At 70.9% G+C, this 22,325-nt stretch carries 21 protein-coding genes; 2 read left to right on the top strand and 19 right to left on the bottom strand.

Going from position 1 to position 22,325, the window contains the following annotated elements; translation table 11 throughout:
- Positions 1-8: 8 nt before the first annotated feature.
- The gene (locus V5F49_RS17525; protein ID WP_394116825.1) at positions 9-1,175 is read right to left on the bottom strand and encodes an ABC transporter ATP-binding protein; all 1,167 of its coding nucleotides are present in this window, start codon (positions 1,173-1,175) and stop codon (positions 9-11) included.
- Between the two features lie 332 nt (positions 1,176-1,507).
- Positions 1,508-2,266, bottom strand: a complete 759-nt coding sequence (locus V5F49_RS17520) for an SDR family oxidoreductase (RefSeq protein WP_394116824.1) — start codon at positions 2,264-2,266, stop codon at positions 1,508-1,510.
- Between the two features lie 689 nt (positions 2,267-2,955).
- On the opposite strand from V5F49_RS17520, the gene ppk2 reads away from it, so the two are divergent.
- Together ppk2 and V5F49_RS17510 are read left to right on the top strand one after the other, a co-directional pair.
- Positions 2,956-3,870, top strand: a complete 915-nt coding sequence (gene ppk2, locus V5F49_RS17515) for a polyphosphate kinase 2 (protein WP_394116823.1) — start codon at positions 2,956-2,958, stop codon at positions 3,868-3,870.
- Positions 3,871-4,025: 155 nt separating this feature from the next.
- Entirely contained in the window at positions 4,026-4,904 is an 879-nt protein-coding gene (locus tag V5F49_RS17510; RefSeq protein WP_394116822.1) for an alpha/beta fold hydrolase, read from the top strand.
- A 48-nt stretch (positions 4,905-4,952) separates the two neighbouring features.
- Here the strand turns inward: V5F49_RS17510 and V5F49_RS17505 are convergent, their stop codons facing one another.
- From V5F49_RS17505 to V5F49_RS17425, 17 genes are all read right to left on the bottom strand, one after another.
- Entirely contained in the window at positions 4,953-5,273 is a 321-nt protein-coding gene (locus V5F49_RS17505; protein ID WP_394116821.1) for an NIPSNAP family protein, read from the bottom strand.
- 81 nt (positions 5,274-5,354) lie between these two features.
- Positions 5,355-6,572, bottom strand: a complete 1,218-nt coding sequence (locus tag V5F49_RS17500) for an ABC transporter substrate-binding protein (RefSeq protein WP_394116820.1) — start codon at positions 6,570-6,572, stop codon at positions 5,355-5,357.
- Positions 6,573-6,644: 72 nt separating this feature from the next.
- Positions 6,645-7,898: a 3-hydroxybenzoate 6-monooxygenase gene (locus V5F49_RS17495; RefSeq protein WP_394116819.1), complete on the bottom strand. Its 1,254-nt coding sequence runs from the start codon at positions 7,896-7,898 to the stop codon at positions 6,645-6,647.
- A gap of 54 nt (positions 7,899-7,952) precedes the next feature.
- Positions 7,953-8,594: a maleylacetoacetate isomerase gene (maiA, locus tag V5F49_RS17490; protein ID WP_394116818.1), complete on the bottom strand. Its 642-nt coding sequence runs from the start codon at positions 8,592-8,594 to the stop codon at positions 7,953-7,955.
- Positions 8,591-9,310, bottom strand: a complete 720-nt coding sequence (locus V5F49_RS17485) for a fumarylacetoacetate hydrolase family protein (RefSeq protein WP_394116817.1) — start codon at positions 9,308-9,310, stop codon at positions 8,591-8,593. Before V5F49_RS17485 ends, maiA begins: the two co-directional genes overlap by 4 nt.
- Before the next feature lie 60 nt (positions 9,311-9,370).
- Entirely contained in the window at positions 9,371-10,144 is a 774-nt protein-coding gene (locus tag V5F49_RS17480) for a maleylpyruvate isomerase family mycothiol-dependent enzyme (RefSeq protein WP_394116816.1), read from the bottom strand.
- Positions 10,141-11,244 (bottom strand): cupin domain-containing protein, encoded by a 1,104-nt coding sequence (locus V5F49_RS17475; RefSeq protein ID WP_394116815.1) that lies wholly within the window; start codon positions 11,242-11,244, stop codon positions 10,141-10,143. The genes V5F49_RS17480 and V5F49_RS17475 overlap by 4 nt, the downstream gene beginning before the upstream one ends.
- A gap of 312 nt (positions 11,245-11,556) precedes the next feature.
- Complete coding sequence (locus tag V5F49_RS17470) at positions 11,557-12,285, bottom strand: SDR family oxidoreductase (RefSeq protein WP_394116814.1); 729 nt, start codon at positions 12,283-12,285, stop codon at positions 11,557-11,559.
- A 70-nt stretch (positions 12,286-12,355) separates the two neighbouring features.
- Complete coding sequence (locus tag V5F49_RS17465; RefSeq protein WP_394116813.1) at positions 12,356-13,549, bottom strand: ABC transporter substrate-binding protein; 1,194 nt, start codon at positions 13,547-13,549, stop codon at positions 12,356-12,358.
- Positions 13,550-13,619: 70 nt separating this feature from the next.
- The gene (locus V5F49_RS17460; protein WP_394116812.1) at positions 13,620-14,315 is read right to left on the bottom strand and encodes an ABC transporter ATP-binding protein; all 696 of its coding nucleotides are present in this window, start codon (positions 14,313-14,315) and stop codon (positions 13,620-13,622) included.
- Positions 14,312-15,031, bottom strand: coding sequence for an ABC transporter ATP-binding protein (locus V5F49_RS17455; protein WP_394116811.1), 720 nt, complete (start codon positions 15,029-15,031; stop codon positions 14,312-14,314). Before V5F49_RS17455 ends, V5F49_RS17460 begins: the two co-directional genes overlap by 4 nt.
- Positions 15,024-16,037, bottom strand: coding sequence for a branched-chain amino acid ABC transporter permease (locus tag V5F49_RS17450; RefSeq protein ID WP_394116810.1), 1,014 nt, complete (start codon positions 16,035-16,037; stop codon positions 15,024-15,026). Before V5F49_RS17450 ends, V5F49_RS17455 begins: the two co-directional genes overlap by 8 nt.
- A gap of 3 nt (positions 16,038-16,040) precedes the next feature.
- On the bottom strand, positions 16,041-16,883 hold the full coding sequence (locus V5F49_RS17445) for a branched-chain amino acid ABC transporter permease (protein WP_394116809.1): 843 nt from the start codon (positions 16,881-16,883) through the stop codon (positions 16,041-16,043).
- Between the two features lie 76 nt (positions 16,884-16,959).
- Positions 16,960-18,714 carry an FAD-dependent oxidoreductase gene (locus V5F49_RS17440; RefSeq protein ID WP_394116808.1) on the bottom strand — a complete coding sequence of 585 codons (1,755 nt, stop codon included), beginning with the start codon at positions 18,712-18,714 and terminating at the stop codon, positions 16,960-16,962.
- A 35-nt stretch (positions 18,715-18,749) separates the two neighbouring features.
- A complete protein-coding gene (locus V5F49_RS17435) occupies positions 18,750-20,162 on the bottom strand; it encodes an FAD-dependent oxidoreductase (protein WP_394116807.1) in 1,413 nt (470 codons plus the stop codon).
- Positions 20,163-20,232: 70 nt separating this feature from the next.
- Positions 20,233-20,439 carry a hypothetical protein gene (locus V5F49_RS17430; RefSeq protein ID WP_509210708.1) on the bottom strand — a complete coding sequence of 69 codons (207 nt, stop codon included), beginning with the start codon at positions 20,437-20,439 and terminating at the stop codon, positions 20,233-20,235.
- Positions 20,440-20,717: 278 nt separating this feature from the next.
- The gene (locus V5F49_RS17425) at positions 20,718-22,214 is read right to left on the bottom strand and encodes an FAD-dependent oxidoreductase (RefSeq protein WP_394116805.1); all 1,497 of its coding nucleotides are present in this window, start codon (positions 22,212-22,214) and stop codon (positions 20,718-20,720) included.
- Between the last annotated feature and the right edge of the window lie 111 nt (positions 22,215-22,325).

Here is a 22,325-nt window from a genome sequence, read left to right as displayed (position 1 = left end):
GCGCCTCCTCAGCGGGTCAGGAGGACGCCGGCGTGGGGCGCGAACGTCACCCACACCTTGTCCTCCCAGCTGATGGGCCGCTCCACGAGGCGCGACAGGTTCGGCTGCGAGACCTTCACCCGCGTGCCGCAGGCGAGCTCCACATGGTAGATGGAGAGGTCGCCGAGATAGCCGATGTCCCAGATGGTGCCCTCGAGGCAGTTCTGCGCCATCTCCGGCGGCGCATCGAGCGAGATTCGCAGCTTCTCGGGGCGGATGGCGAGGCAGGCGGTGTCGCCCGGCTTGGCCTCGGTGCCCTGCGCAACCACCAGCGGATGCGGGGTGATGGTGGAGGACAGGCGGGTCTCCTCGTGGGAGGCGGCGGTCACGGTGCCTTCCAGCAGGTTCACCTCGCCGATGAAGTCGGCGATGTAGCGGGTGGCCGGCTGCTCGTAGATGACGGCCGGCGGGGCCACCTGCACCAGCACGCCGTGGTTCATGACGGCGATGCGGTCGGCCACCGTCATGGCCTCCTCCTGGTCGTGGGTCACGATCAGGAAGGTCATGCCGAGGCTCATCTGCAGGTCCATGAGCTCGAACTGCGTCTCCTCGCGCAGCTTCTTGTCGAGCGCGCCCAGCGGCTCGTCCAGCAGCAGCACCTTGGGCCGCTTGGCCAGCGAGCGGGCGAGCGCGACGCGCTGGCGCTGGCCGCCGGAGAGCTGGTGCGGCTTGCGCTTGGCGAACTTCTCCAGCTTCACCAGCTCCAGCATCTCGGCCACGCGGGCGTCGATGTCGCCCTTGGACATCTTGTCCTGCTTGAGGCCGAAGGCGATGTTGTCGGCCACGCTCATGTGCGGGAACAGGGCGTAGGACTGGAACATCATGTTCACCGGCCGCCGGTAGGGCGGCACGCCGGCGAGGTCATGCCCGGCCAGGGTGACGCGCCCCTCGGTCGGCTCCTCGAATCCGGCGAGCATGCGCATCAGCGTGGTCTTGCCGCAGCCGGACGGACCCAGCAGGGCGAAGAACTCGCGCTCGTAGATGTCGAGGCTGACATTGTTCACGGCGGTGAAGTCGCCGAAGCGCTTGACCACGTTCTCGAACCGGATCAGCGGCGTCTGCGTGGGATCGGCCCAGGGCGCGAAGGTACGCCGCACGGCGCCGATGGTTTCTTTCCGCGCCTTCTCCGCAGCCATACTGTCCCCCGTGCAGGCCTTGCGGAACGGAGGCTAGCCCTCCCGACGGAAACGCTCAAGATGTGAGCACGCGCAAAATTGCGTCGTGCACCGCACACGCACCGGGCAATCCGGCTGCGGCGCGGGCTCCCGCCGCCCGATCAACCCCCGTCCCCCCCTCGGCCTCCGCCGACAGCCCGCGCGGGCCTCCGCCTCCCGAACGGGACGACCCCGCCGCCACCGGAGTGCCGGCGGCGACGATGCCCGTCCGGGAGCGCGGAGGACATTCTCCCGCGAAAGCATTGCCTTACGCGCCGCCGGCTGCGCCTGAGCCGCCGGCTCCGGGCTTGCGGTCAGACCGGGATCGGCTCGGCCACGAGCTGCGCGTTGAAGCCGTTGACCAGCGCGTGCTCGCCGCTGCCGGGGTTGTCGCGCAGGGCCGACACCTCCTCGACCACCACCTCTTCCGCATCGGTCGCGAGGCCAGCCATGGTCTTGGCAATGAAGGCGTCCAGCGGCATGGCGCGGGGATCGCCGCTCTTGCGGATGAGGTCGGTGTCCACCCACGGCGGGGCGATCTCCTGCACCCGCACATTGGTGTCGCGCAGCTGGAAGCGCTGGGACAGGGCATAGGAATGCAGCGCCGCCTTGCTGGCGGAATAGACCGCGGTGGAGGCCAGCGGCACATAGGCCAGGATCGAGGTGTTGTGGACGATGGTGGCGCGCGGCTGGGCCCGCAGATGGGCGATCAGCGCCGAGGTCAGGCGGATCGGCCCGAGCAGGTTGGTGTCGATGATGCGGCGGGTCACGGCGTCGTCGATGGTGGAACCCGCATCGTCGAACGGCATGATGCCGGCATTGTTGATGAGCACGTTCAGGTCCGGATAGGCGGTAATCAGATGCTGTGCGACGCGCCCGATATCGGCAGGATCGGCGATATCGAGTTCGACGCCGTCGATGCCGGGATTGGCGGCGGCCACCTCGTCCAGCAGCGCCCTGCGGCGGCCGGCGACGATGACCTTGTTGCCCCGCCGGTGGAACGCCTCGGCGAGGCCCTGGCCGATGCCGGAGGTGCCGCCGGTGATGAAGATGGTGTTGCCCGTGATCTGCATGTGCCCGCTCCTGGTGCGTCCGCGCCCGCGGCCGCTCCGGCGCCCTGGGTACGGCGCCGTGCTTCGATGGGCGGATCATGCCGGCAGCTGGGCTTGGCTCAAATGACACTGACCCGTCATTTCCGGACACGCCTGCCCAGCCCCTCCCGCCGTCGGCGCCTGGTCGCGGCCGGCGGGATACGAGCCCGCGGGCGCCGCAGGCCGGCCCTCGCCGGACGGACGGACCCGCGCGCCTGCGGGGAACGGCATCGGTGGCATCGCAGGCGAGGGCGGCCCCGCGGCCGACCCGCGCGCGGTGGAATGGAGCAGAGCGCGGATGACCCCAGCGTTGCCGGCCCGCCCGCGCGCGCCCATCCCGGTAACGCCCCGCGCCCTGTAGCAATGCGGACATACGGCTCTGCTAGCGTTTGCCGAGAGCCGTGCGCCAACCCATGCGGAAACGCAGGAGCAGGCCCGTTCCCCGCGCCCCGGGGGCACGGGCCGGCACGGGCGCGCGCTCCGGCCGGTCCTGGCGGACGTGTCGGGCAGGCCGCGAACCAGAGGGACGCTCCGGTGAGGGAACGCACGACACCCAGGCGCCCCGGCGGGCGACGCACCGGCTCCCCCGGCGCGGGGGCGTCGCGCGCGGCCGGCGCGGCCGTCCACCCGGACCAGTCTCCCCCCGACGCGGGCGGATCAGGAGCCAGCACATGACCGACCACAGCAACGACCCGTTCGACCGGATCCGGGCCGAGATCGCCGACAGCTACGACGAGGAGCTGGAGACCCAGCTGGACGAGGACTATCTGGATGAGCTGGTCGCGGCCGGAATGGGCGAGCCCGGCACGCCCACGATCGAGCGCCGGGTCTATTTCCGCGAGCTGTTCCGCCTGCAGCACGAGCTGATCCGCCTGCAGGACTGGGTGCAGCACAAGAAGCTCAAGGTCGCCGTGCTGTTCGAGGGGCGCGATTCCGCCGGCAAGGGCGGCGCCATCAAGCGGGTGACGCAGCGGCTCAATCCGCGGGTCTGCCGCGTCGTCGCCCTGCCCGCGCCCACCGAGCGCGAGCGCAGCCAGTGGTACTTCCAGCGCTACGTGCCGCACCTGCCGGCCGGCGGCGAGATCGTGCTGTTCGACCGCAGCTGGTACAATCGCGCCGGCGTGGAGCGCGTCATGGGCTTCTGCACGCCGGACGAGCTGGAGGAATTCTTCCGTTCTGTGCCGGATTTCGAGCGGATGCTGGTGCGCTCGGGCATCATCCTCATCAAATACTGGTTCTCGATCACCGACGAGGAGCAGGAGTTCCGCTTCAACATGCGCATCCAGGACCCGATGAAGCAGTGGAAGCTCTCGCCCATGGACCTGCAGAGCCGGGTCCACTGGGAGGAGTACACCAAGGCCAAGGAGGACATGCTGGAGCGCACCCACACGCCGGACGCGCCCTGGTGGGTGGTGCAGGCGGTGGACAAGAAGCGCGCCCGGCTCAACTGCATCGCGCACCTGCTCGGCCAGATCCCCTACGAGACCGTGCCGCGCCCCGACATCGTGCTGCCGGAGCGGGTCCGCAACCCGGACTATTACCGCCAGCCGGTCCCGCCCGAGATGTACGTGCCGGAGGCCTACTGATCCGCCCCGGCGGCGGCGCCCGTCGGGAGGCCGTCGCGCGGTGCCCCTCCGCGGGCCGGCGCGTCATGCGTGCCGGCTGGCCTGCGGGGCGGTTTTCCGGTTAAGTCGCACAGGGATGGAGACAAGCCGGACGATCCGGGCGACCCGGGGACAGCATGATCAAGAACAGGTTTCAGACACAGGACGGCGCCAGCCTCGCCTACTCGGACAGCGGCGCCGGCGCGCCGCTGCTGGCGCTTGCCGGCTTCACCCGCAACGGGCGCGACTTCGACTATATGGCCCGGCACCTGAAGGAGGTGCGGCTCATCCGGCTCGACAGCCGCGGCCGGGGCGAATCCGACTGGACCGGGGCCGACACCTACACCGCCGTGCAGGAGTGCAGGGACGCCCTCGCCCTGCTCGATCACCTGGGCATCCAGCGGGCCGCGATCATCGGCTCCTCGCGCGGCGGCATCCTCGGCATGCTCATGGCGATGACCGCCCACGAGCGGGTGGCGGGTCTCTGCCTCAACGACGTGGGCCCGGTGATGGAACGCGCCGGGCTGGAGCGCATCGGCGCCTATATCGGCATCCTGCCGGCGGTGGACACGCTGGAGGAGATCGCCGACCGCATGGAGCAGGCCATGCCGGGCTTCCACAACGTGCCGGAGCTGCGCTGGGAGGAGGACACCATCCGCCGCTATGTCCAGACCGAGCACGGCGTGACGCTGCCTTATGATCCCGAGCTGCGCACCGCCTTCCAGAAGGCGCTGGCGGCTCCGGCCACGGATGCCTGGCCGCTGTTCGATGCCTGCGCCGGCATTCCGCTGGCGCTGATCCGCGGCGCCAACTCCGACGTGCTGGGCAAGGCGGCCGCCGACGCCATGGCGGCGCGGCGCCCCGACATGATCCGCGCCGAGGTGGCGGACCGGGGCCACACCCCGTTCCTCGACGAGCCGGAGGCGCTCGCCGCCATCCACGCCTGGCTGGAGCGCTGCGACTGGACCGGCGACGCCGCCCCCGCCGCGCCGCCGCGGAGCGCGGCGACGGCCTGAGGCGGCGACCGGCGGCGGGCCCTCGCTCCGCTCCGGCGCCCCGGCGGCTCAGTTGCCGAGGGGCGAGAAGGCGGTGGGGATCAGGATCCGGTTCTCCATGGTCATGATCATGGGGCGGATCTTCTTCAGGCAGCCCTGCCATCCGGGATGCGCCGCGAGCGTCTCGCGCCGCTTGCGGCGGTCCTCCAGATCGCTGTAGCCCCACAGGTGCACCAGCTGGTTGAGGGTGCCGATCTCGCTGGTGAAGTAACCGAGGAAGCCGCCGAGGATCTCGATCTGCGCCGGCAGCCCCTCGGTCGAATAGATCTCAAGATATTCCTTCACGTTGACATGGGTGTGGAGGACGTAGATGCGCTCCTCGACGATCATGCGCCGATACTCCTGCTCAGGGGCCGCGATGGGGGCGCGCCGGCAGCGGCGCCCGGAGGGGCGGCCGCCGGCGGCGCCGGGTCAGTTCTGGGTGGCGAGGTTGCAGCCGCCGTCCGCCAGCGGCTTGAAGGCCTGCTCGCCGGGGGTCTCGGCGACCTTCTCGTACAGGTCCCACGGCCCCTTCGACTGGGCCGGCGCCTTCACGCGGAACAGGTACATGGGATGGATCTTGCGCCCGTCGACGCGCACATAGCCCTTGCCATAGGCGAGATCCTCCGTCGGCAGCTCCTTCATCTTGGCGACGACGGCGCGCCCGTCGCTGTCGCCGTTCACCGCCGCCACCGCCTTGAGATAGTGCAGCACGCTGGAATAGACGCCGGCCTGATAGGCGGTGGGCATGGCCCCGCCCCGGCGCTCGGCGAACTTCTTCGCGAAGGCGCGGGTATTGTCGTTCAGGTCCCAGTAGAACGGCTCGCTGAGATAGAGCCCCTGCCCCGCCTGGAGGCCGAGCGAGCGCACGTCGGTGAGATACACCGCGAGGCCGGCGAGGCTCTTGCCGCTCTGGGTGATGCCGAACTCCGCCGCCTGCTTCACCGAGCTGGTGAAATCGCTGCCGGCGTTGGCGAGGGCGATCACCGTCGCGCCCGAGCCCTGCGCCTGCACCAGGAACGAGGACAGGTCCGCGGTGTTCAGCGGATGGCGCACCTGCCCCAGCACGGTGCCGCCGGCCGCCTTCACGATCTGCCCGGCCTCGCGCTCCATGTCGTGGCCGAAGGCGTAGTCGGCGGTGATGAAGAACCACGTCTTGCCGCCGGATTTCACCACCGCCGAGCCGGTGCTCTTGGCGAGGCTGTAATTGTCCAGCGTCCACTGCACGTGGTTCGGCGAGCAGGCATCGCCGGTGAGGCGGTTGCTGTTGGACGACGAGATCATCGCCACCTTGTTCTTGTCCTTCACCAGGCTCGCGACCGCGAGGGCGATGGACGAGTTGGTGAGATCCGCGATCATGTCGACGCCGCCCACGTCGAGCCACTGGCGGGCGATGTTGAGGCCCACGTCCGGCTTGTTCTGGTGGTCGCCGAACACCACCTCCACCGGCACGCCGCCGACCTTTCCGCCGAACTCCTCGACGGCGATCCGCGCCGCCTCCACCGAGCCCGGCCCGGCCATGTCCGCATAGATGCCCGACTGGTCGTTGAGGACGCCGATGCGCACCACCCCGCCGGTGAACTCGGCATGGGCCGGCACGGCCGCGAGCACCGCGCAGCCGGCCAGAAGGGCCTTCAGTTTCTTGAGCATGTCTTTCCTCCCGGTTGCGGCATGTGTGTCCATGCCTTCTTCTGATCGTCGATGCGTGCTCGCCCCGGCCGCTCAGGCCACCGCCGGCGCCAGCGGCGCGGAGGCGACCGCAGGCGGGGTGCCCTTGCCCTCGGCGCCGAACGAGGCCGCGATGCCGGAGCCGCCGTACAGCCATTCCACCGAGCGGTACCAGTCCTCCGGCGACTTGGAGCGGATCACGGCGTTGCGCAGGTCGGCATGGCCGTCGGCCGGATGGTAGATGTGCTCGCCGATCCAGCGCGACTGGAGCTGCACCCGCGCGGTGCGCAGGCGCCGCTGGTCCTGGTAGGTGCGGAAGGCGGCCTCGATGTCGCTGGTGGCGGCGCAGGCGTTGGCGAGGCCCACCGCATCCTCCATGGCCATGCAGGCCCCTTGCGCGAAATACTGCAGCATGGGGTGGGCGGCATCGCCCAGCAGCACCACGCGGCCATCCTGCCAGTTGGTCACCGGCTCGCGGTCGCACAGCACCCACAGCTTCCAGTCGCGGCCGTGGTCGATGATCCGGCGCGCCCGCTCGTTCACGTGCTCGAAGCCGCGCCGCACCTCGTCCGCCGTCACCGGCTGGCCGGCGACCGGCTCGGGCGCGTCGTTGTGGTAGGTGACGACGAGGTTGAACACCTTCCAGCCCGACAGCGGGTAATGGACGATGTGGCACTTGGGACCGGCCCACAGGGTCGCCGCGTTCCAGCGCAGGTCTTCCGGCATCAGCTCGGTGGGGATCACGGAGCGATAGGTGGTGTGGCCGGAGACGCGCGGCTTGCCGTCGCCCACCACCTTCTTGCGCACGTTGGACCACAGCCCGTCGGCGCCCACCAGCGCCGTGCCGCGCACGCGCTCGCCGTTGGAGAGCATGGCGGTGACGCTGGTGCCGTCCTGCTCGTAGTCCACCACCTCGGCGCTGGTGCGCAGCTCCACCAGGGGATGCGCCCGCGCCGCCGCCAGCAGCACGCCGTGCAGGTCGCCGCGGTGGATCACGCCGTAGGGGTTGCGGAACCGGGCGCGGAAGGCATCATCCAGCGGGATGCGCGTCAGCTCCTCGCCGCTCATGGCATCCATGAGGCGCAGGCTGTCGATGTAGACCGCCATGGCGCGGGCCTGGTCGCCCACGCCGAGCCAGTCGAAGCAGTGGAAGGCGTTCGGCCCCAGCTGGATGCCGGCGCCGATCTCGCCCAGCACCGGCGCCCGTTCGAGCACCGTGACGCGAAGCCCGTGCTTGGCGAGGCCGAGCGCGGCGGCAAGGCCGCCGATGCCGCCGCCGGCGACGAGGATGGAATGGGTGTCGGACATGAGGCTCCCTTTCGGCATGGGCTGTCTTGGTGGCGTGCGGCAGCGGCGGCTTCTTCAGGCCGCCTCGGCGTCCGGCTGGCGCGCGGGATGGGCATCGGCGAAGGCCGGCAGCGCCTCGCAGGCGGCGCGCAGGGCGCGCAGGCGGGGCAGGCCGGACACGTCCACGCCGAACCGGTCGGCGGAGAACATCTGCGGGATCAGGCAGATCTCGGCGAGGCCGGGCCGCTCGCCGAAGGCGAAGGGCGCCGCTGGCTCGCGGGCGAGCAGCGCCTCGCAGGCGGCGAGCCCGTCGCCGATCCAGCGCCGGCACCAGGCGTCGAGCGCCGCCTGATCGGCGCCGAACGTGGATTTCAGATAGGCGAGCACGCGCAGGTTCTGCAGCGGGTGGATGTCGCAGCAGATGGCGAGGGCGAACGCCCGCGCCCGCGCCCGGGCGGCGGCGCCCGCCGGCAGCAGCGGCGGCTCGGGATGGGTCTCGTCCAGCCACTCGATGATGGCGAGCGACTGGGTGAGCGCGCCCTCCTGCGTCTCCAGCGCCGGCACCAGCCCCTGCGGATTGAGCGCCAGATAGGCGTCCGCGCGCTGCTCGCCGCGCCGCAGGTGCACCGGCACGAGCGGCGGCGCGATGCCCTTCAGGTTGAAGGCGATGCGGCAGCGATAGGCGGCCGAGGAGCGGAAATAGCCGTGGAAGGTCATTGCGCCGCCCCGATGGTCAATTCGACCGGGGCGAGCCCGTCGATGGCGCCGAGGATCGCGTCGCCGGCCACCACTGGGCCGACGCCGGCGGGGGTGCCGGTGTAGATGAGGTCGCCGGGCGCGAGGTGGTAGAAGCGCGAGAGGTGGCTGACGAGCTCCGGCACCGACCAGATGAGGTCGGACAGCCGCCCGTTCTGCTTCTCCGCGCCGTTCACGCTCAGGCGGATCTGCTGGTCGGCGATGGCGAAGTCCGCCGCCGGGGTGATGGGCGCGATCACCGCCGACTGCTCGAAGTCCTTGCCGAGATCCCACGGCCGCTGCTTGGCGCGGGCCGCGAGCTGCAGGTCGCGGCGGGTCATGTCGAGGCCGGCGGCATAGCCGAAGACGGCGCGCGGCGCGTCGGCGACGCTCACCTGGAAGGCGGGCGCGCCGATGGCGACCACCAGCTCCATCTCATAGTGATAATTCTCGGTGCCGGGCGGATAGGGAAGGCTTGCGCCCGTATGCACCAGCGTCAGCGGCGACTTGGTGAAGTAGAACGGCGCCTCGCGATCCACCTCGACGCCCATTTCCTTGGCGTGGTCCGCATAATTGCGGCCGACGCAGAAGATGCGGTGCACGGGATACTCCCCGCGCTGGCCGCGCACCGGCACGGCCGGCAGCTCGGCGCGGGGAAAGATCAGGGTAGAGGGCTCGAGGGTGGCAAGGTCGGTCAAGGTCGTCCTCCGAGGTGCGGAGCGGAAGTGTCGGGTCGGTTCGGGACGGGGCGGGGCGGCCTAGCCCTCGTCCCGGGGAAGCGGCATCGCGGGCAGGTCGCCGGACAGGCGCCCGGCGCCCCGGCCGGCGAGCCAGCGCACGAGATCGGCGGCGCGTCCGGACACGGTGGCGCCCGGCGCGGAAACGGCGGCAGCAGGCGGGTCGGCGGCCCGGTCGGTCGCCACCGGCGCGAGCGGGAGGCCGGCCTCGGCCGCAAGCTCCGCCAGCAGCCGGTCGAGCAGCTCCGGCGGGAAGTCCCGCACCGAGCCGCCGCCATCGAGATCGACCGCATGCAGCCACACCTCGCGCGCCCGCAGCCAGGGGGTGGCGCGCACGGCGAGCGGCGCGCCATTGCGGCCGCGGCCCGCGCCGTCCCATCCGGCGTCGGACAGGTCGCGCCACTCCACGTCGAGATGCACCGCCGCATGGCGGAACAGGTTGCGCAGCGCGCGCGGCGGCAGGCTGGCGCCGAGATCGAGCTCGGCGGCGCGGGCCGCCTCGCTCTCGTACATGGGCAGGTCGGCGCCGGTGCGCACGCTCTCCACCACCCGGGCGAGCGCCCGCGCGCCGTAGCCGACGTGGGCGATGACGCGGGCCCGCGTCCAGCCCGGCAGGCGGGAGGGCGCGGCGAACGCCTCGTCGGGCAATCCGTTCAGCACCCGGGCGAAATAGGCCGTGCCGCGGCGCGCGAGGGCGAGCTCGCACGCGGGGGCCAGGGGCGCATCGTAACGCGCGCCCGGCCCCTGACGCGCGCGCAGCGCCGCGCGCGCCTCGGCCTCGGCCGCGCCGCTCACCTTTCCCCCTGATCGACGCTGGCGCGGGCGAAGTGCAGCCGCTCCATGATGGGCGCGTCGGAGAAGCGGAACAGGTCGAACTGGTCCTCGGCCCACAGCGACCACGGCACCCACGAGGGGATGACGAACAGGTCGCCCACCTCGAGCGCGTGCTCCTGCCCGCCGATCACCGCGCCGCCGCGGCCGGAGAACACCTGGAACACGGTGGAGCCCACCTCGCGGCGCGGCGGCGTGACGGTGCCGGCGCGCAGGCGGTGGAACTCGGCCCGCATGGTGGGCAGCACGTCGCCGCCGTTGGTGGGGTTCACGTAGCGCACGGCGGCATGGCCCTGCTCCACGGTGGCGGGCTGGCCCTCCTCCTCCAGCAGCAGCTGCTCGGTGAGGGCGCGGTCGGTGTGCTCCCAGCGATAGGCGCCGATGGGCGAGGAGACGGTCTCCTTCAGCCCGGAGAGCGGCCGCAGCCCGGGGTGCGCCCACAGCCGCTCACCGCGCGAGAAGCGGGGCGTCGCGTAATCGGTGACGCGCTCGGAGCCGAACTCGAAGAAGCCCACGTCGTTCTGGTGGGAGAACGGGATGTCGAGGCCGTCGATCCAGGCCATGGGCTGGTCGGTGTCGTTGTGGTGGCCGTGGAAGCACCAGCCGGGCGTGAGCAGGAAATCGCCCCGGCTCATGCGCACCGGATCGCCGTCCACCACCGTCCACACGCCCTCGCCCTCGATCACGAAGCGGAAGGCGTTCTGGGCGTGGCGATGCTCGGGCGCGGTCTCGCGCGGGCCGAGATACTGGATGGCGGCCCACAGGGTCGGGCTCACATAGGGCCGGCCGCCGAGGCCGGGATTGGCGAGGCCCAGCGCGCGCCGCTCGCCGCCGCGCCCGACCGGGACGAGCCGGCCGGATTCCTGCGCCAGCGGCAGCAGCGCCGACCACTTCCACACATGGGGCACCGCGCGCGGCGCGGGATGCATGGGCATCAGGTCGTCGAGCTGGGTCCACAGCGGCTTGATGTGCTCCGCATCGAAGCGCTCGTAGAGGGCACGCAGGGCGGGCGTGTCGTCCGGCTGCATGGCGTTGGCCACGTCTCCATGAGTCATCATCGACATCTGGCTGAACCTCCCTGTTCGGCGACGGTTGGGTGGCCGCGGTCCGGCCGGTTCCGTCGGTGCGTTTCGGCGTGGTGGTGCTGGACGGAGGCCGGGCCGGATCGCCGGCATCGGGATGGCCCCGGCGGACCCCCGGGGCCCGCAGCGTCTCACAACTCTTATTTAGAACGTATACTGTTTATCAGTATACGTGTCAATTAGCGAAGCCGGTTTCTTCAGATGAGCGACAAGGATTTTTCGCAGGTTCCGGCGCCGTTTCCGGCGCCTGTTCTTGGCGGCGCGCCCGCTTTGCCGCGGGCGCAGCCGCGAGCGTCAGTAGGAGGCGCGCCCGCCGGAGATGTCGAACGCGGCGCCGGTGGTGAAGCTGCACTCCGAGGAGCACAGCCAGGCCACCATGGCCGCCACCTCCTTCGGCTCGCCCACGCGGTTCACCGGGATCTTGCTGCGCGAGGCGGCGACCGCCTCCGGCGACATCTGCTTCAGGAGCTCGGTGCCGATCAGGCCCGGCGTGACGCAATTGACCAGGATGCCCGTCTCCGCCAGCTCCCGCCCGAGCGCCTTGGTGAGGCCGATCACGCCCGCCTTCGCCGCCGAATAGGCGGCCATGGTGGGGTTGGCCTCCTTGCCCGCCACCGAGGCGATGTTGACGATGCGCCCGTAGGCCCGCGCCCGCATGCCGGCGATGACCGCGCGGCTGCACAGGAACACGCTGTCGAGATTGACCGTGACCGTGCGCTTCCACGCCGCGTAGTCGTAGCGCTCCAGCAGCTCCGTCGGTCCGGTGATGCCGGCGTTGTTGACGAGGATGTCGATGCCGCCGAGCACCTCCTCGGCGCGGGCCGCGGCAGCCGCCACCGCCGCCTCGTCGATCACGTCCACCTGCTGGAACACGAAGCCGTCGCGCTCGCCCGCCGTGACGTTGAGATCCCAGATGCTGACGCGGCAGCCGGAAGCAAGCAGCCGCTCGGCGATGGCCCGGCCGATGCCGCCTGCCCCGCCCGTCACCACGGCAGTGCGCCCGTTGAGGTCGATTGAGTTCACGCAAATCTCCCGGGAAGGGCGGGCCGCCGCTGCTGCGCGGCGGCCCGGATGAGGGGATGGGGGCGCCGCGTCACATCTTGCAGTTGGCGTCGGGCGCGGGCATCGCCTCCGCGGCCGAGACCACCATGGTGATCACCGGCTTCGGCTGGCCGTTCACCTCCACCACGTCGCCGAAGAAGTTGGGCACCACCAGCTGGTGGTCCTCCTTGCGCATCAGCGCGGTGCCGAACACCGTGTCGAACGTGGCGCCCTCCACGGCGGCGCTCACGTCGGCCGGCTTCACGCTGCCGGCCTTCTTCACCGCCTGGAAGATGACCTGCATGCCGATGTAGGTCTCGCCCTCGAAGTTGGAGGGCGTCGTGCCCGGATACTTCTTCTCCCACGCCGCCACGAACGCCTTGTTCTGCGGCGACTCGAAGGTGGAGCTGTAGTTGATGACGCCGAGGATGCCCTTGGCGGTGTCGCCGAGGGTCTTCGCCGTATTGTCGGTGACGAAGCTGACGCCCGCCGTCGTCACCTTGCCGAGCAGGCCGAACTGCTTGGCCTGGGTGGCGAAGTTGATGGCGTCGCGGCCGGCGAGCGCCACCCACAGCCCCTGCGCGCCGGAATCGGCGATCTTCTGGATGTAGGGCGCGAAATCGTTGCTGCCGAGGCTGGCGAAGCCTTCCGTCACCACGCTCTTGCCGGTGGCCTCGGCGGCTTTGGTGAAGCTGGCGGCGGAGTTGCGGCCCCAGGCGGTGTCGGAGGCCATGATGGCCCACTTCCCCTCCTTGCGGGTGGCCAGCCACGGGCGCACCACGGCGGCGTCCGAATAGTCCGGATGGTTCACGCGGAACAGCCGGCGATTGCAGGATTTTCCGGTGATCTCGTCGGCCTTGTTGATGGTCGCCACATACATGGCGTCCCAGCGCTCCAGCTGCGGCGCGATGGCCAGCGCCTCGCCGGAGGCGATGGCGCCGGTGAGGATCCTGTAGCCGGAGAGCACCAGCTTCTCGGCCTGCTGGCGCGCGGCCTCGGCCTTGGCCTGGGTGTCGAGGAAGCGGACCTCCACCTTGCGGCCGTCCACGCCGCCGGCGGCGTTGGCCTCGTCCACCGCCAGCAGCACCGCGCGGCGCGCCTGCTCGCCGAGGTCCCCGTAGGGCCCGGTGAGCGCGGTGGGCACGCCGATCAGCAGCGGCTCCTTCTCGGCCGCGGTGGCGGGCCCGCCCAGGGCGAGCGCGGCGAAACCCGTGGCGGCCAGCAATACACGCCTGTTGACCAACATCGTTTCCTCCCGGTCCTGTTGTGCTTGTTTTGAACGGGTCCGCGCGCCCAAGCGGGCGCGTCCGCGCGGCTCACACCGCGACGTGCTTCTTCAGCGTTTCCATGGAGAGGCCGGAGAGCTGCCCCTCCTCCACCACCGCGCCCTTGGAGAGCACGTAGTATCGCTCGGCCACCGTGCGCACGAGGCCGAGGTTCTGCTCGATCAGCAGGATCGAGGTGCCGGCGCGGGCGAGCTTGGCGAGGGTCTCGCCCAGCTCGTCCACCACCACCGGGGCGAGGCCCTCGCTGGGCTCGTCCAGGATCAGGAGATCGGGATTGGCCATCAGCGCGCGGCCGATGGCGAGCATCTGCTGCTGGCCGCCGCTCATGGCGGTTCCCGGCGTGTCCGCCCGCTCGCGCAGGATCGGGAACATGGCGAACACCGCCTCAAGGTGCCACGGCCCCGGACGGCCGGGCGCGGCGCCGAGGATGAGGTTCTCGCGCACGGTCAGCGCCGGCACGATGCGCCGGCCCTGCGGCACGATGGCAAGTCCCGCCCGGGCGGCCGAGTAGGCGCGGATGTCCGACACCGCCCGGCCCTTGAAGGCCACCGTCCCGGAGCGCCGCGTGGCGACGCCGACGAGGGTGTTCACCACCGTGGTCTTGCCCACGCCGTTGCGGCCGAGGATGGCCACCCGCTCGCCCGCCGACACCTGCAGCGAGACGTCGTGCAGCACCCGCGCCGGGCCGTAGCCGGCGTCCACCTTCTGGAGATCGAGCAGGGTCATGCGGCGGCGCTCCCCAGATAGGCCTTCACCACGTCCGTGTTGGCGCGCACCTCGTTCGGCGTGCCGTCGGCCAGGATCTGGCCGAGGTGCAGCACGGTGACCCGGGCGCAGATGGAGAAGATGACTTCCATGTCGTGCTCGACGATGAGCACGGTGAGGCGCCAGCGCTCGGCGAGGTCGCGCAGCATGTGGGCGAGCGCGAGGGACTCGCCCATGGTCAGCCCCGCCGCCGGCTCGTCCAGCAGCAGCACCTTCGGCCGGCCCACCAGCGCCAGCGCGAGGTCCACCCGCCGCTGGTCGCCGTAGGAGATGTCGGCCGCGCGGCGCTCGGCATGGGGCAGGAGGTTGAGCTCGCGCAGCACGTCCTCGGTGTTGTCCACCTCGGCCTTGCGGGCGGCGAGCGCGATCTGCCGGCGCACGGTGAGCTCGGGGAAGATGTTGGTCTTCTGGAACGAGCGGGCGAGCCCGGCGTGGCGGCGGGCACGCTCGTTGAGGGCGCTGATGTCGCGCCCCTCCAGCAGCACCGTGCCGGAGGAGCCGGTGCCGCGCGCCCTGCCCGACAGCACGTCCATGCAGGTGGACTTGCCGGCGCCGTTGGAGCCGATGAGCCCGCGGATCTCCCCCCGGGCCAGCGATATGGACACGTCGCGCAGGGCGGTGAAGCCGCCGTACCGGCGGGTGAGGCCGCGCGCCTCGAGGCTCAGGGTCTCAGCCATGCCGGCCTCCCCGGATGCGATGGACGAGGAGGTGCAGGGCGCCGGAGACGCCGGTGGGCAGGGCCACGGTGACGGTGATGAGCACGATGCCGATCAGCGCCTGCCAGTGCTCGGTGTAGCTGCCGGCGGCATCGCGCAGGAAGAAGAACACCACCGCGCCCAGCGCCGGCCCCCACAGGGTGCGCGCGCCGCCGATGATGGCCATCACCAGCGCCTCGCCCGAGAGGCTCCAGTGCAGCACGTCCGGCGTGACGAAGCCGTTGTAGAGCGCGAACAGCACGCCCCCCATGGCCGCCATGCCCGCCGACAGGGCGAACACGATGGCGCGCGGCAGCAGCGTCTCGTAGCCGATGAAGCGCGCGCGCTCCTCATTGTCCTGGATGGCGAGGGAGAGCGTGCCGAGATGGCTGCGCGACAGCAGCCACAGCCCCGCGAGGATCACCATCAGCACGATCCAGCACACCACGAACATGGTCTCGGGCCGCTGGAAGGTGGAGACCGGCAGGCCGAACAGCGCGCTCGGCAGGCGCACCGGCAGGCCGTCCTCGCCGTTGGCGAGCTCGCGCCAGCGCATCATCAGCTCGTGCAGCGCCTCGGCCACCGCGAGGGTGAGCATGGAGAAGGCGACGCCCGACACCCGCAGCATCACGAAGGCGATGGCGAAGGCGATCACGGTGGGCACCAGCACGGCGGCGACGATCGCCGCTTCCGCCGAGACGATGCCGCTCTGGGCCGCCAGCGCCACGAGATAGGCGGCGCCGCCGAAGAACGCCGCGTGGCCGAAGCTCACCAGCCCGTTCTGGCGGATGAGGAAGCCGACCGATGTGGCCAGCACCGCGCCGATGGTGGCCTGGGTAAGCAGGGTGAGGAGCAGCGCCGAGCCGATGTGGCCGGGCACCAGCGCCCCCGCCACAGCGACCAGCGCCAGCACCACCGGGAAGGCGATGTCGCGCCGCGCCACCGGGGCCGCCACCAGCGGGGCGGAGAGGTTGGAGGTCTCGCTCATGGCTCAGGTCCTCACGATGCCGTTCGGGCGCCAGATCAGGACCGCGACCATGAGGATGAGCGGGATCATGGAGGCGATGTGCGGGAGGTAGACCACGCCGAGATTGTGCAGTTGCCCGATGATGAGCGCCGCCACGAAGGCGCCGGTGAAGGAGCCGAGGCCGCCCGTCACCACCACGATGAAGCTCTCGATCAGGATCGACGAGCCCATGGAGGGCGAGAGCGCCAGCAGCGGCGCGGCGATGACGCCCGACAGGCCTGCCAGCGCCGAGCCCAGCGCCACCACCAGCGCGCTCAGGCGCTCGGTGTCCACGCCCTGCATGCCGGTGGTGAGGGGATCGACGCTGGAGGCGCGGACATGGAGGCCGGCCCGGCTCGTCCTGAGCCAGAAGCTGAGCCCCGCCGCCACCAGCACCGCCACCCCCACCACCACCAGGCGGTAGACCGGGAAGCTCGCATCGCCCAGCGCCACGGTGCCCGAGAACGCTGAGGGCGTGGGAAAGCTCAGGAGGTCGCGGCCCCAGATGGTGCGCACCACGTCCTCCAGCACCAGGAGGATGCCGAAGGTCACGAGCACCGTGACCATGGGGTCTTCCTTCTGGAGCGGGCGGAACACGAAGCGGTCGAGCGCCACGCCCAGCACCGAGAGCACCAGCACGGAGGCCGCCACCGCGCCCCAGAAGCCGAGCACCATGTTGGCGGCGTAGCCCACATAGGCCCCCACCATGAACAGGGCGCCGTGCGCGAAGTTGACCACGCGCCGCAGTCCGAAGATCAGCACCAGGCCGACCGACAGGATGTAGAGCAGGCCGCCGTAGACGAGCCCGTTGAGGATCTGGATCAGCATCGGCCGCCCTCCTGCGGGCGCGCGTCATCGACGCCCGGATGGGCGTGCACACGCGAAGACATGGTCGTTTCCCTCGTTACTGGGCTGCGTCGAGCCCGTGGCGGGCCTCGCGTCCCGATGGCACCGGGATGGCCTTTCCGGCCGCACGCATGGCGGCGCGGTAGGCGAAGACGATGGCCGGCCCCAGCGTGGTGCCCGGCCCCGGATAGGTGCCGGCCATGATGGAGGCCATGTCGTTGCCGCAGGCATAGAGCCCGCCGATGGGCGCTCCGTCCTCGCCGATGACGCGGGCATCCGCATCGGTGGAGAGGCCGGTGCTGCAGGCGATCTCGGCCGGCCACACCTCCACCGCGCAGAACGGCCCCTTGACGATGGGCGCGAGGCACGGGTTGGGGGTGTTGGCGGCATCGCCGTTGAAGCGCGAGAGCTCGCGCGAGCCCTTGCCGAAGTCCGCGTCGATCCCGGTGGCGGCAAAGCCGTTGTGGCGCGCCACGGTGGACTTCAGCGTCGCCGCATCGACCCCGATGCGCCGCGCCAGCTCCTCCAGCGTCGGGGCCAGGGCGATGTAGCCGCTCTGCGCGAACGGCGCGAGGTTGGTAGTTCCCGGATGGATCGCGCCGAGGCCGTACTTGCGCACGAACTCCGCCTCGCAGACGAGATAGGCCGGGATGGCCGGGGTGGTCCGGTTCTCCTCGAACATGGCCTCGACGAAGTCGTGGTAGGAGGCGCCCTCGTCCACGAACCGCCGGCCGGCCTTGTTGACGGCGATCAGCCCCGGCTTCGCGCGGTCGAGCGAGAGATGGGGGAACAGGCCCTGGGTGCCGTCCTTGCGGCGCAGCCGGGAGACCGGTGTCCAGAACGCCCCGGTGCCGTGCTCGCCGGGGGCGATGCGTGCCCCGGCCCCCTGCCCCAGCGCGATGCCGTCGCCGGTGTCGCCGGACGCCGCCAGCGAATATTGCGGCACGGGCTTCGGCATGAAGGCGGCGCGGAAGGCGGGGTTGTGGGCATAGCCGCCGGTGGCCAGCACCACGCCCCTGCGCGCTGTCACCCGCACCAGCCGGCCGCCCTCCTCCTCCAGCACCGCGCCGGTCACGCCCTCCGGGCCGCGCAGCAGCTCCTTCACCGAGGCGCCGAACGAGATCGGCACCCCCGCCTTGCGCAGGCTGGAATAGAGCCGCGCCACCAGCGCATTGCCCATCACGACGCGGGTGCCGCGCGGATGGCGCAGCCGGTCGGCGAGGTAACGGAAGAACAGGCGCGCAGAATAGCTGAAGTTTCCGAGCGAGCGGAACCGGCCGATGAGGCGGGGAATGTCGTCCTTGCCCACCATCATGCCGCCGAACACCATGAATTCGGGGATGGGCGGGCGCACGCGGGCGAAATCCTTGCCGAGCAGGCGGCCGTCGAACATGCGCGGCACGATGGCCCGCCCGTACACCGCCGCGCCCGGAAGCTGGGACTGGTAGTCGGGATGCTTGCCGCAGGCGACGAACTGCACGTCTGTGCGCGCCATCAGATAGTCGATGGCATCCGGCCCGGTGGAGAGATACGCCTCCCGCAGCACCGGGTCGCCGGCATTGCCGGCGAGCGCCCGCATGTAGACGTCGGCCGCCTCGGCGCTGTCGTCGTAGCCGGCCTCCCGGCTCTGCCGGTTGCCGGGAATCCACAGCGTGCCGGCGGAGGTGGAGGCGGTGCCGCCCACCTGCTGCGACTTCTCGACGAGGAGGACATCGAGCCCCTCCAGCGCCGCGATCAGCGCCACCGTCATGCCGCCCGCGCCGGCGCCGGCGACGAGGAGATCGACCTCTCGGTCAGGGATGGGATTCGACACAGGATGATCCTCGCGTCTTTGTCGACCGGGCCCGGTCAGGCTGCCCTTGAGGCGAGCTGGTCCACCAGCGTCTCGCCGGCGATGAGGCCGAACACGCTGGACTTGGACAGGCCGCCCGAATAGCCGGAGCGGCTTCCGCCCTCCAGGCCGCCGGTGGTGGCGCCGGCCGCGAACAGGCCGGCGATGGGGGCGCCATCCTGCGACAGCACCCGCGCCTGCGCATCGGTGGCGATGCCGCCCATGGTGTAGGTGACGCCGGCGCAGACCGGCACCGCATGGAACGGCGCCTGCGCGATCGGCCAGGCCCGGTAGGGCGCGGTCGTGCGCGGCGGCATGCCGTCCGTGCCCTGCGTGCCGGCGTTGGTCGCCGCCGCGGTGCGGGCGAGGTCGTCGGCCGGAACGCCGATCTTGCCGGCCAGCGCCTCCAGCGTCGGCGCCGAGACCAGCGCGCCGCCGGCGCTCAGGAGATAGGGGTTGGCGGGCAGCAGCCAGTCGGTGCCCGGCCCGTTCCAGATCGCATCGTCGAACACGATCCAGGCCGACAGGGGATCGGCGAGGCGGGCGATGGCATTGGTGACGTGGACGCCGCCGAGCCCCTCGTCGCAGAAGCGCGCGCCCGCGCCGTCCACCACGATGCCCGCCGTGGCGAGGGAATCGAGCACCGGATAGGGCCAGAACCGCTCGTCCTCCATGGCCGCGCGGAACTGGATGTGGCCGTAGAAGCGATCCATGCCGGTGAGCTTCGCGCCCGCCGCCTCGGCCATGCGCACGCCCGAGCCGCGCCCGCTGCGGGCGTTGCGCATCAAGAGGCGCTCGGGCGCCGGCGAGATGAAGCGCCGCATCAGCTCCATGTCGGCCTGGAAGCCGCCGTCCGCCAGCACCACCGCGCGGGCGGCGAGGCGCACGTCCGCCCCGCCCTCGCGCGCCACGAGCCCGGCGCAGCGCCCGTTCTCCATCACCAGCTCGCGCGCCTCGACCCCGCGGGTGAGCACGCCGCCGCGCCGGCGCAGCGCATCGGCGAGCGTGCGCAGCATCACGTCGCCGGCCCGGCCCTGCCAGTGCAGCCCGGTCTGGCGCACGCCGGGCGGGGCGAGCGAGTTCTGCCGCAGCCCGTCCGGGCCGGCCTTGATGAAGCGGACGCCCTGCTGCTTGAGCCAGGCAAGGGTGCGGCGGGCGTTGGCGGCGAGCGTGGTGGCGAGCGCCTCGTCGGTCTCCCCGCCCATGGCGCGGCGGATGTTGTCGGCGACCCAGGCGGGATCGCCCGTCATGTCGTCCATGGCGATGTGGAACAGGCCGCCGGTGTAGCGGCTGTTGCACAGATAGGCCTCGTCCGCGCTCTGCTCGATGACGCGGACGCGCAGCCCGCCCTCCGCGGCGCGCAGGCCGGCGCACAGGCCGGCAAGCCCGGCACCGACCACAAGGACATCACAGGTCTCAGAGGCATTCATGCTGGTTCTGCCTTTCGGATCGTCGCGCCCGGGGCGCGCAAGGTTTCGGCTGCGCGGGCCCGCGCCGTGACTACTTCGGCATCAGGGTATCGGAGATCACCCGCAGGACTTCGATGTAGCTGACGAGCAGCGTCGCCAGCACCACGCTGGCCCCCGCCCCCACCGCGAGCACCCACACCGCCCAGCCCGACGCCACCAGCACGCCCGCCGCGACCAGCGGCAGGATGCCGAGGAGGATCGACAGAATAATTCCGTGGCGGACAAGAAATCCGACCACCGGATATGTGGGAATTTTGTATTCGTTTGAAGCCAACTTGTCCTCCGGTCCTCTCGAGGACGGGGGACGCGACGGATCGTCGAAGGCAGAGCCTGCCGCGCCTTGGGATGCGAGGCAGATTCCGCGAACTCCCCGTGCGTTCCTCGTGCCGCGCCATCGAGGGCGCTTATGATTGCTTGGGCGGACTGGCGTGGGTCCGCTCGGTTATTAGTAAGAATACGTAATTGACGTATGCTGTCAATATCGACGGCGTGTTTTCGACACGCCGTCCAACGTCCTCAGCGGTTCGCGCCCGCAGCATGGCGGCCGGCGAGGCGGCCGGAGGTGAACGCCCAGGCGAGATGGTGGCCGTGACCTTCCAGCAGCAGCCCGCCCTGCCCGGTGGAGCCCACCGCATAGAGGCCGGGAACGACGCTGCCGTCGCCGCGGATCACCTGGTGATCGCGGTTCACGGTCAGGCCGCCATCGGTGAGGATGATCCAGCTCTTCACCGGGCCGAGGGCATAGTACGGCCCCTTGCCCAGCTTCGGGCGGCCGCTCGCCGTCGCGTTGTAGCGCGCGATCTCGGCCGAAAGACGCGCGGCCGGCACGCCCATGGAGGCGGCGAGACCCTCGAGGGTGGAAGACTTGTGGAACAGGTCCGGCCGGCTGCGCTTGTAATCCTGCAGGTAGGCATAGGCGACGCCCGGTGCCGTGGAGATAAAGTAAGGCCACTTGCGGAATTTCCGCGCCACCTCGTCATCAAACACAATGTAGCCGATCTTGTCGGGCTGCTTCCCGAAGGCATAGTTCGGCTTGTCCAGCTCGTCGGCGAAGCGCTCGCCGTTCTTGTTCACCAGGATCGCCCCTTCCTTGAACAGGCTGGGCTCGGGGCTGAGATAGGTGGTCACGAACGACAGGATGAACGGCCGCAGCATGGCCGCCGGCAGGCGTTCCAGCGCGATCCGCATGGCCTTGGTGAGCAGCGGATGCGGCGGCAGGCTCAGCAGCAGGCTGGGCTTGGGCGGCGGCATGAAGCGCAGGTTCGGGCCATAGACCACCTCGCCGAACTTCACCTGCGCGCCCAGCTCCTCGCCGAAGCGGTGGCCGTCGCCCACGTTGGTGGTGTTGACGCCGTCCACGTCCGCCACGGCGGGGTTGAAGCGGCCCTTCCACTCGGGGCTGGAGGAATAATCCCCGGTGGCCAGGATGACGGCGCGGCGGGCGCGGATCTCCCGCTCCTCGCCGGCGATGGAGGCGACGACGCCGACCACCCGGCCGTTCTCCAGCACGAGGCGCTTCACCTGCGCGTTCACCCGCGCATCCACGCCGACCCGCTTCGCTTCCCTGGCGACGAAATAGATGTAGGCGCGGGAATTGGGAATGATGTTGTGCATGCGCGGCTGGCGATGCGGCGGCTCCGGCATCGGTCCGTAGAAGGTCACGCCCAGGCTCATCAGCCAGTCGACGCTCTCGGTGACGTTTTCCACCAGGATGCGCCGCAACTCTTCATTGTCGTTGACCGCGAGGTCTCCGGCGAACTTCGCCATGTCCTCGAAATGCGCCTCGGTGCTGTCCTTGATGCCGGCGCGCTTCTGGTGCCAGGTGCCGGTGGCGGTGATGGAGCCGATGGACAGGCCGGTGCTGCCGCGCAGCTCGGTGTGCTTCTCCAGCAGGATGACGCGCGCGCCCGCCTGCCGGGCGAAGATCGCCGCCGTGAGCCCCGATCCGCCGCCGCCGACCACGACGATGTCCGTTTCCTCTTTGCGCGCGCGAGCGCTGGTGCCGGGCGACATGGTCCCTCCCTTGGGCCCTGATGATGATGGAAGGCCGATCCGCTCCGGCCGGACCAGACGGCCGGCGGGAAGGCGGACCGGACGATCCGCGCGGCACCGCCCGCGGGGGGC

The organism is Xanthobacter lutulentifluminis, from assembly GCF_043194675.2.
In the GTDB taxonomy this organism is placed as follows: Bacteria; Pseudomonadota; Alphaproteobacteria; order Rhizobiales; family Xanthobacteraceae; genus Xanthobacter.
This window is presented reverse-complemented; position numbering and strand designations above follow the sequence as displayed.

Coding starts and splice junctions, on each gene's coding strand:
- V5F49_RS17475 (WP_394116815.1), bottom strand. CDS start 11,244: ATGTCGATGATGACTCATGGAGACGTGGCCAACGCCATGCAGCCGGAC.
- V5F49_RS17495 (WP_394116819.1), bottom strand. CDS start 7,898: ATGTCCGACACCCATTCCATCCTCGTCGCCGGCGGCGGCATCGGCGGC.
- V5F49_RS17510 (WP_394116822.1), top strand. CDS start 4,026: ATGATCAAGAACAGGTTTCAGACACAGGACGGCGCCAGCCTCGCCTAC.
- V5F49_RS17450 (WP_394116810.1), bottom strand. CDS start 16,037: ATGAGCGAGACCTCCAACCTCTCCGCCCCGCTGGTGGCGGCCCCGGTG.
- V5F49_RS17445 (WP_394116809.1), bottom strand. CDS start 16,883: ATGCTGATCCAGATCCTCAACGGGCTCGTCTACGGCGGCCTGCTCTAC.
- V5F49_RS17425 (WP_394116805.1), bottom strand. CDS start 22,214: ATGTCGCCCGGCACCAGCGCTCGCGCGCGCAAAGAGGAAACGGACATC.
- maiA (WP_394116818.1), bottom strand. CDS start 8,594: ATGACCTTCCACGGCTATTTCCGCTCCTCGGCCGCCTATCGCTGCCGC.
- ppk2 (WP_394116823.1), top strand. CDS start 2,956: ATGACCGACCACAGCAACGACCCGTTCGACCGGATCCGGGCCGAGATC.
- V5F49_RS17455 (WP_394116811.1), bottom strand. CDS start 15,031: ATGGCTGAGACCCTGAGCCTCGAGGCGCGCGGCCTCACCCGCCGGTAC.
- V5F49_RS17525 (WP_394116825.1), bottom strand. CDS start 1,175: ATGGCTGCGGAGAAGGCGCGGAAAGAAACCATCGGCGCCGTGCGGCGT.
- V5F49_RS17460 (WP_394116812.1), bottom strand. CDS start 14,315: ATGACCCTGCTCGATCTCCAGAAGGTGGACGCCGGCTACGGCCCGGCG.
- V5F49_RS17500 (WP_394116820.1), bottom strand. CDS start 6,572: ATGCTCAAGAAACTGAAGGCCCTTCTGGCCGGCTGCGCGGTGCTCGCG.
- V5F49_RS17465 (WP_394116813.1), bottom strand. CDS start 13,549: ATGTTGGTCAACAGGCGTGTATTGCTGGCCGCCACGGGTTTCGCCGCG.
- V5F49_RS17520 (WP_394116824.1), bottom strand. CDS start 2,266: ATGCAGATCACGGGCAACACCATCTTCATCACCGGCGGCACCTCCGGC.
- V5F49_RS17435 (WP_394116807.1), bottom strand. CDS start 20,162: ATGAATGCCTCTGAGACCTGTGATGTCCTTGTGGTCGGTGCCGGGCTT.
- V5F49_RS17505 (WP_394116821.1), bottom strand. CDS start 5,273: ATGATCGTCGAGGAGCGCATCTACGTCCTCCACACCCATGTCAACGTG.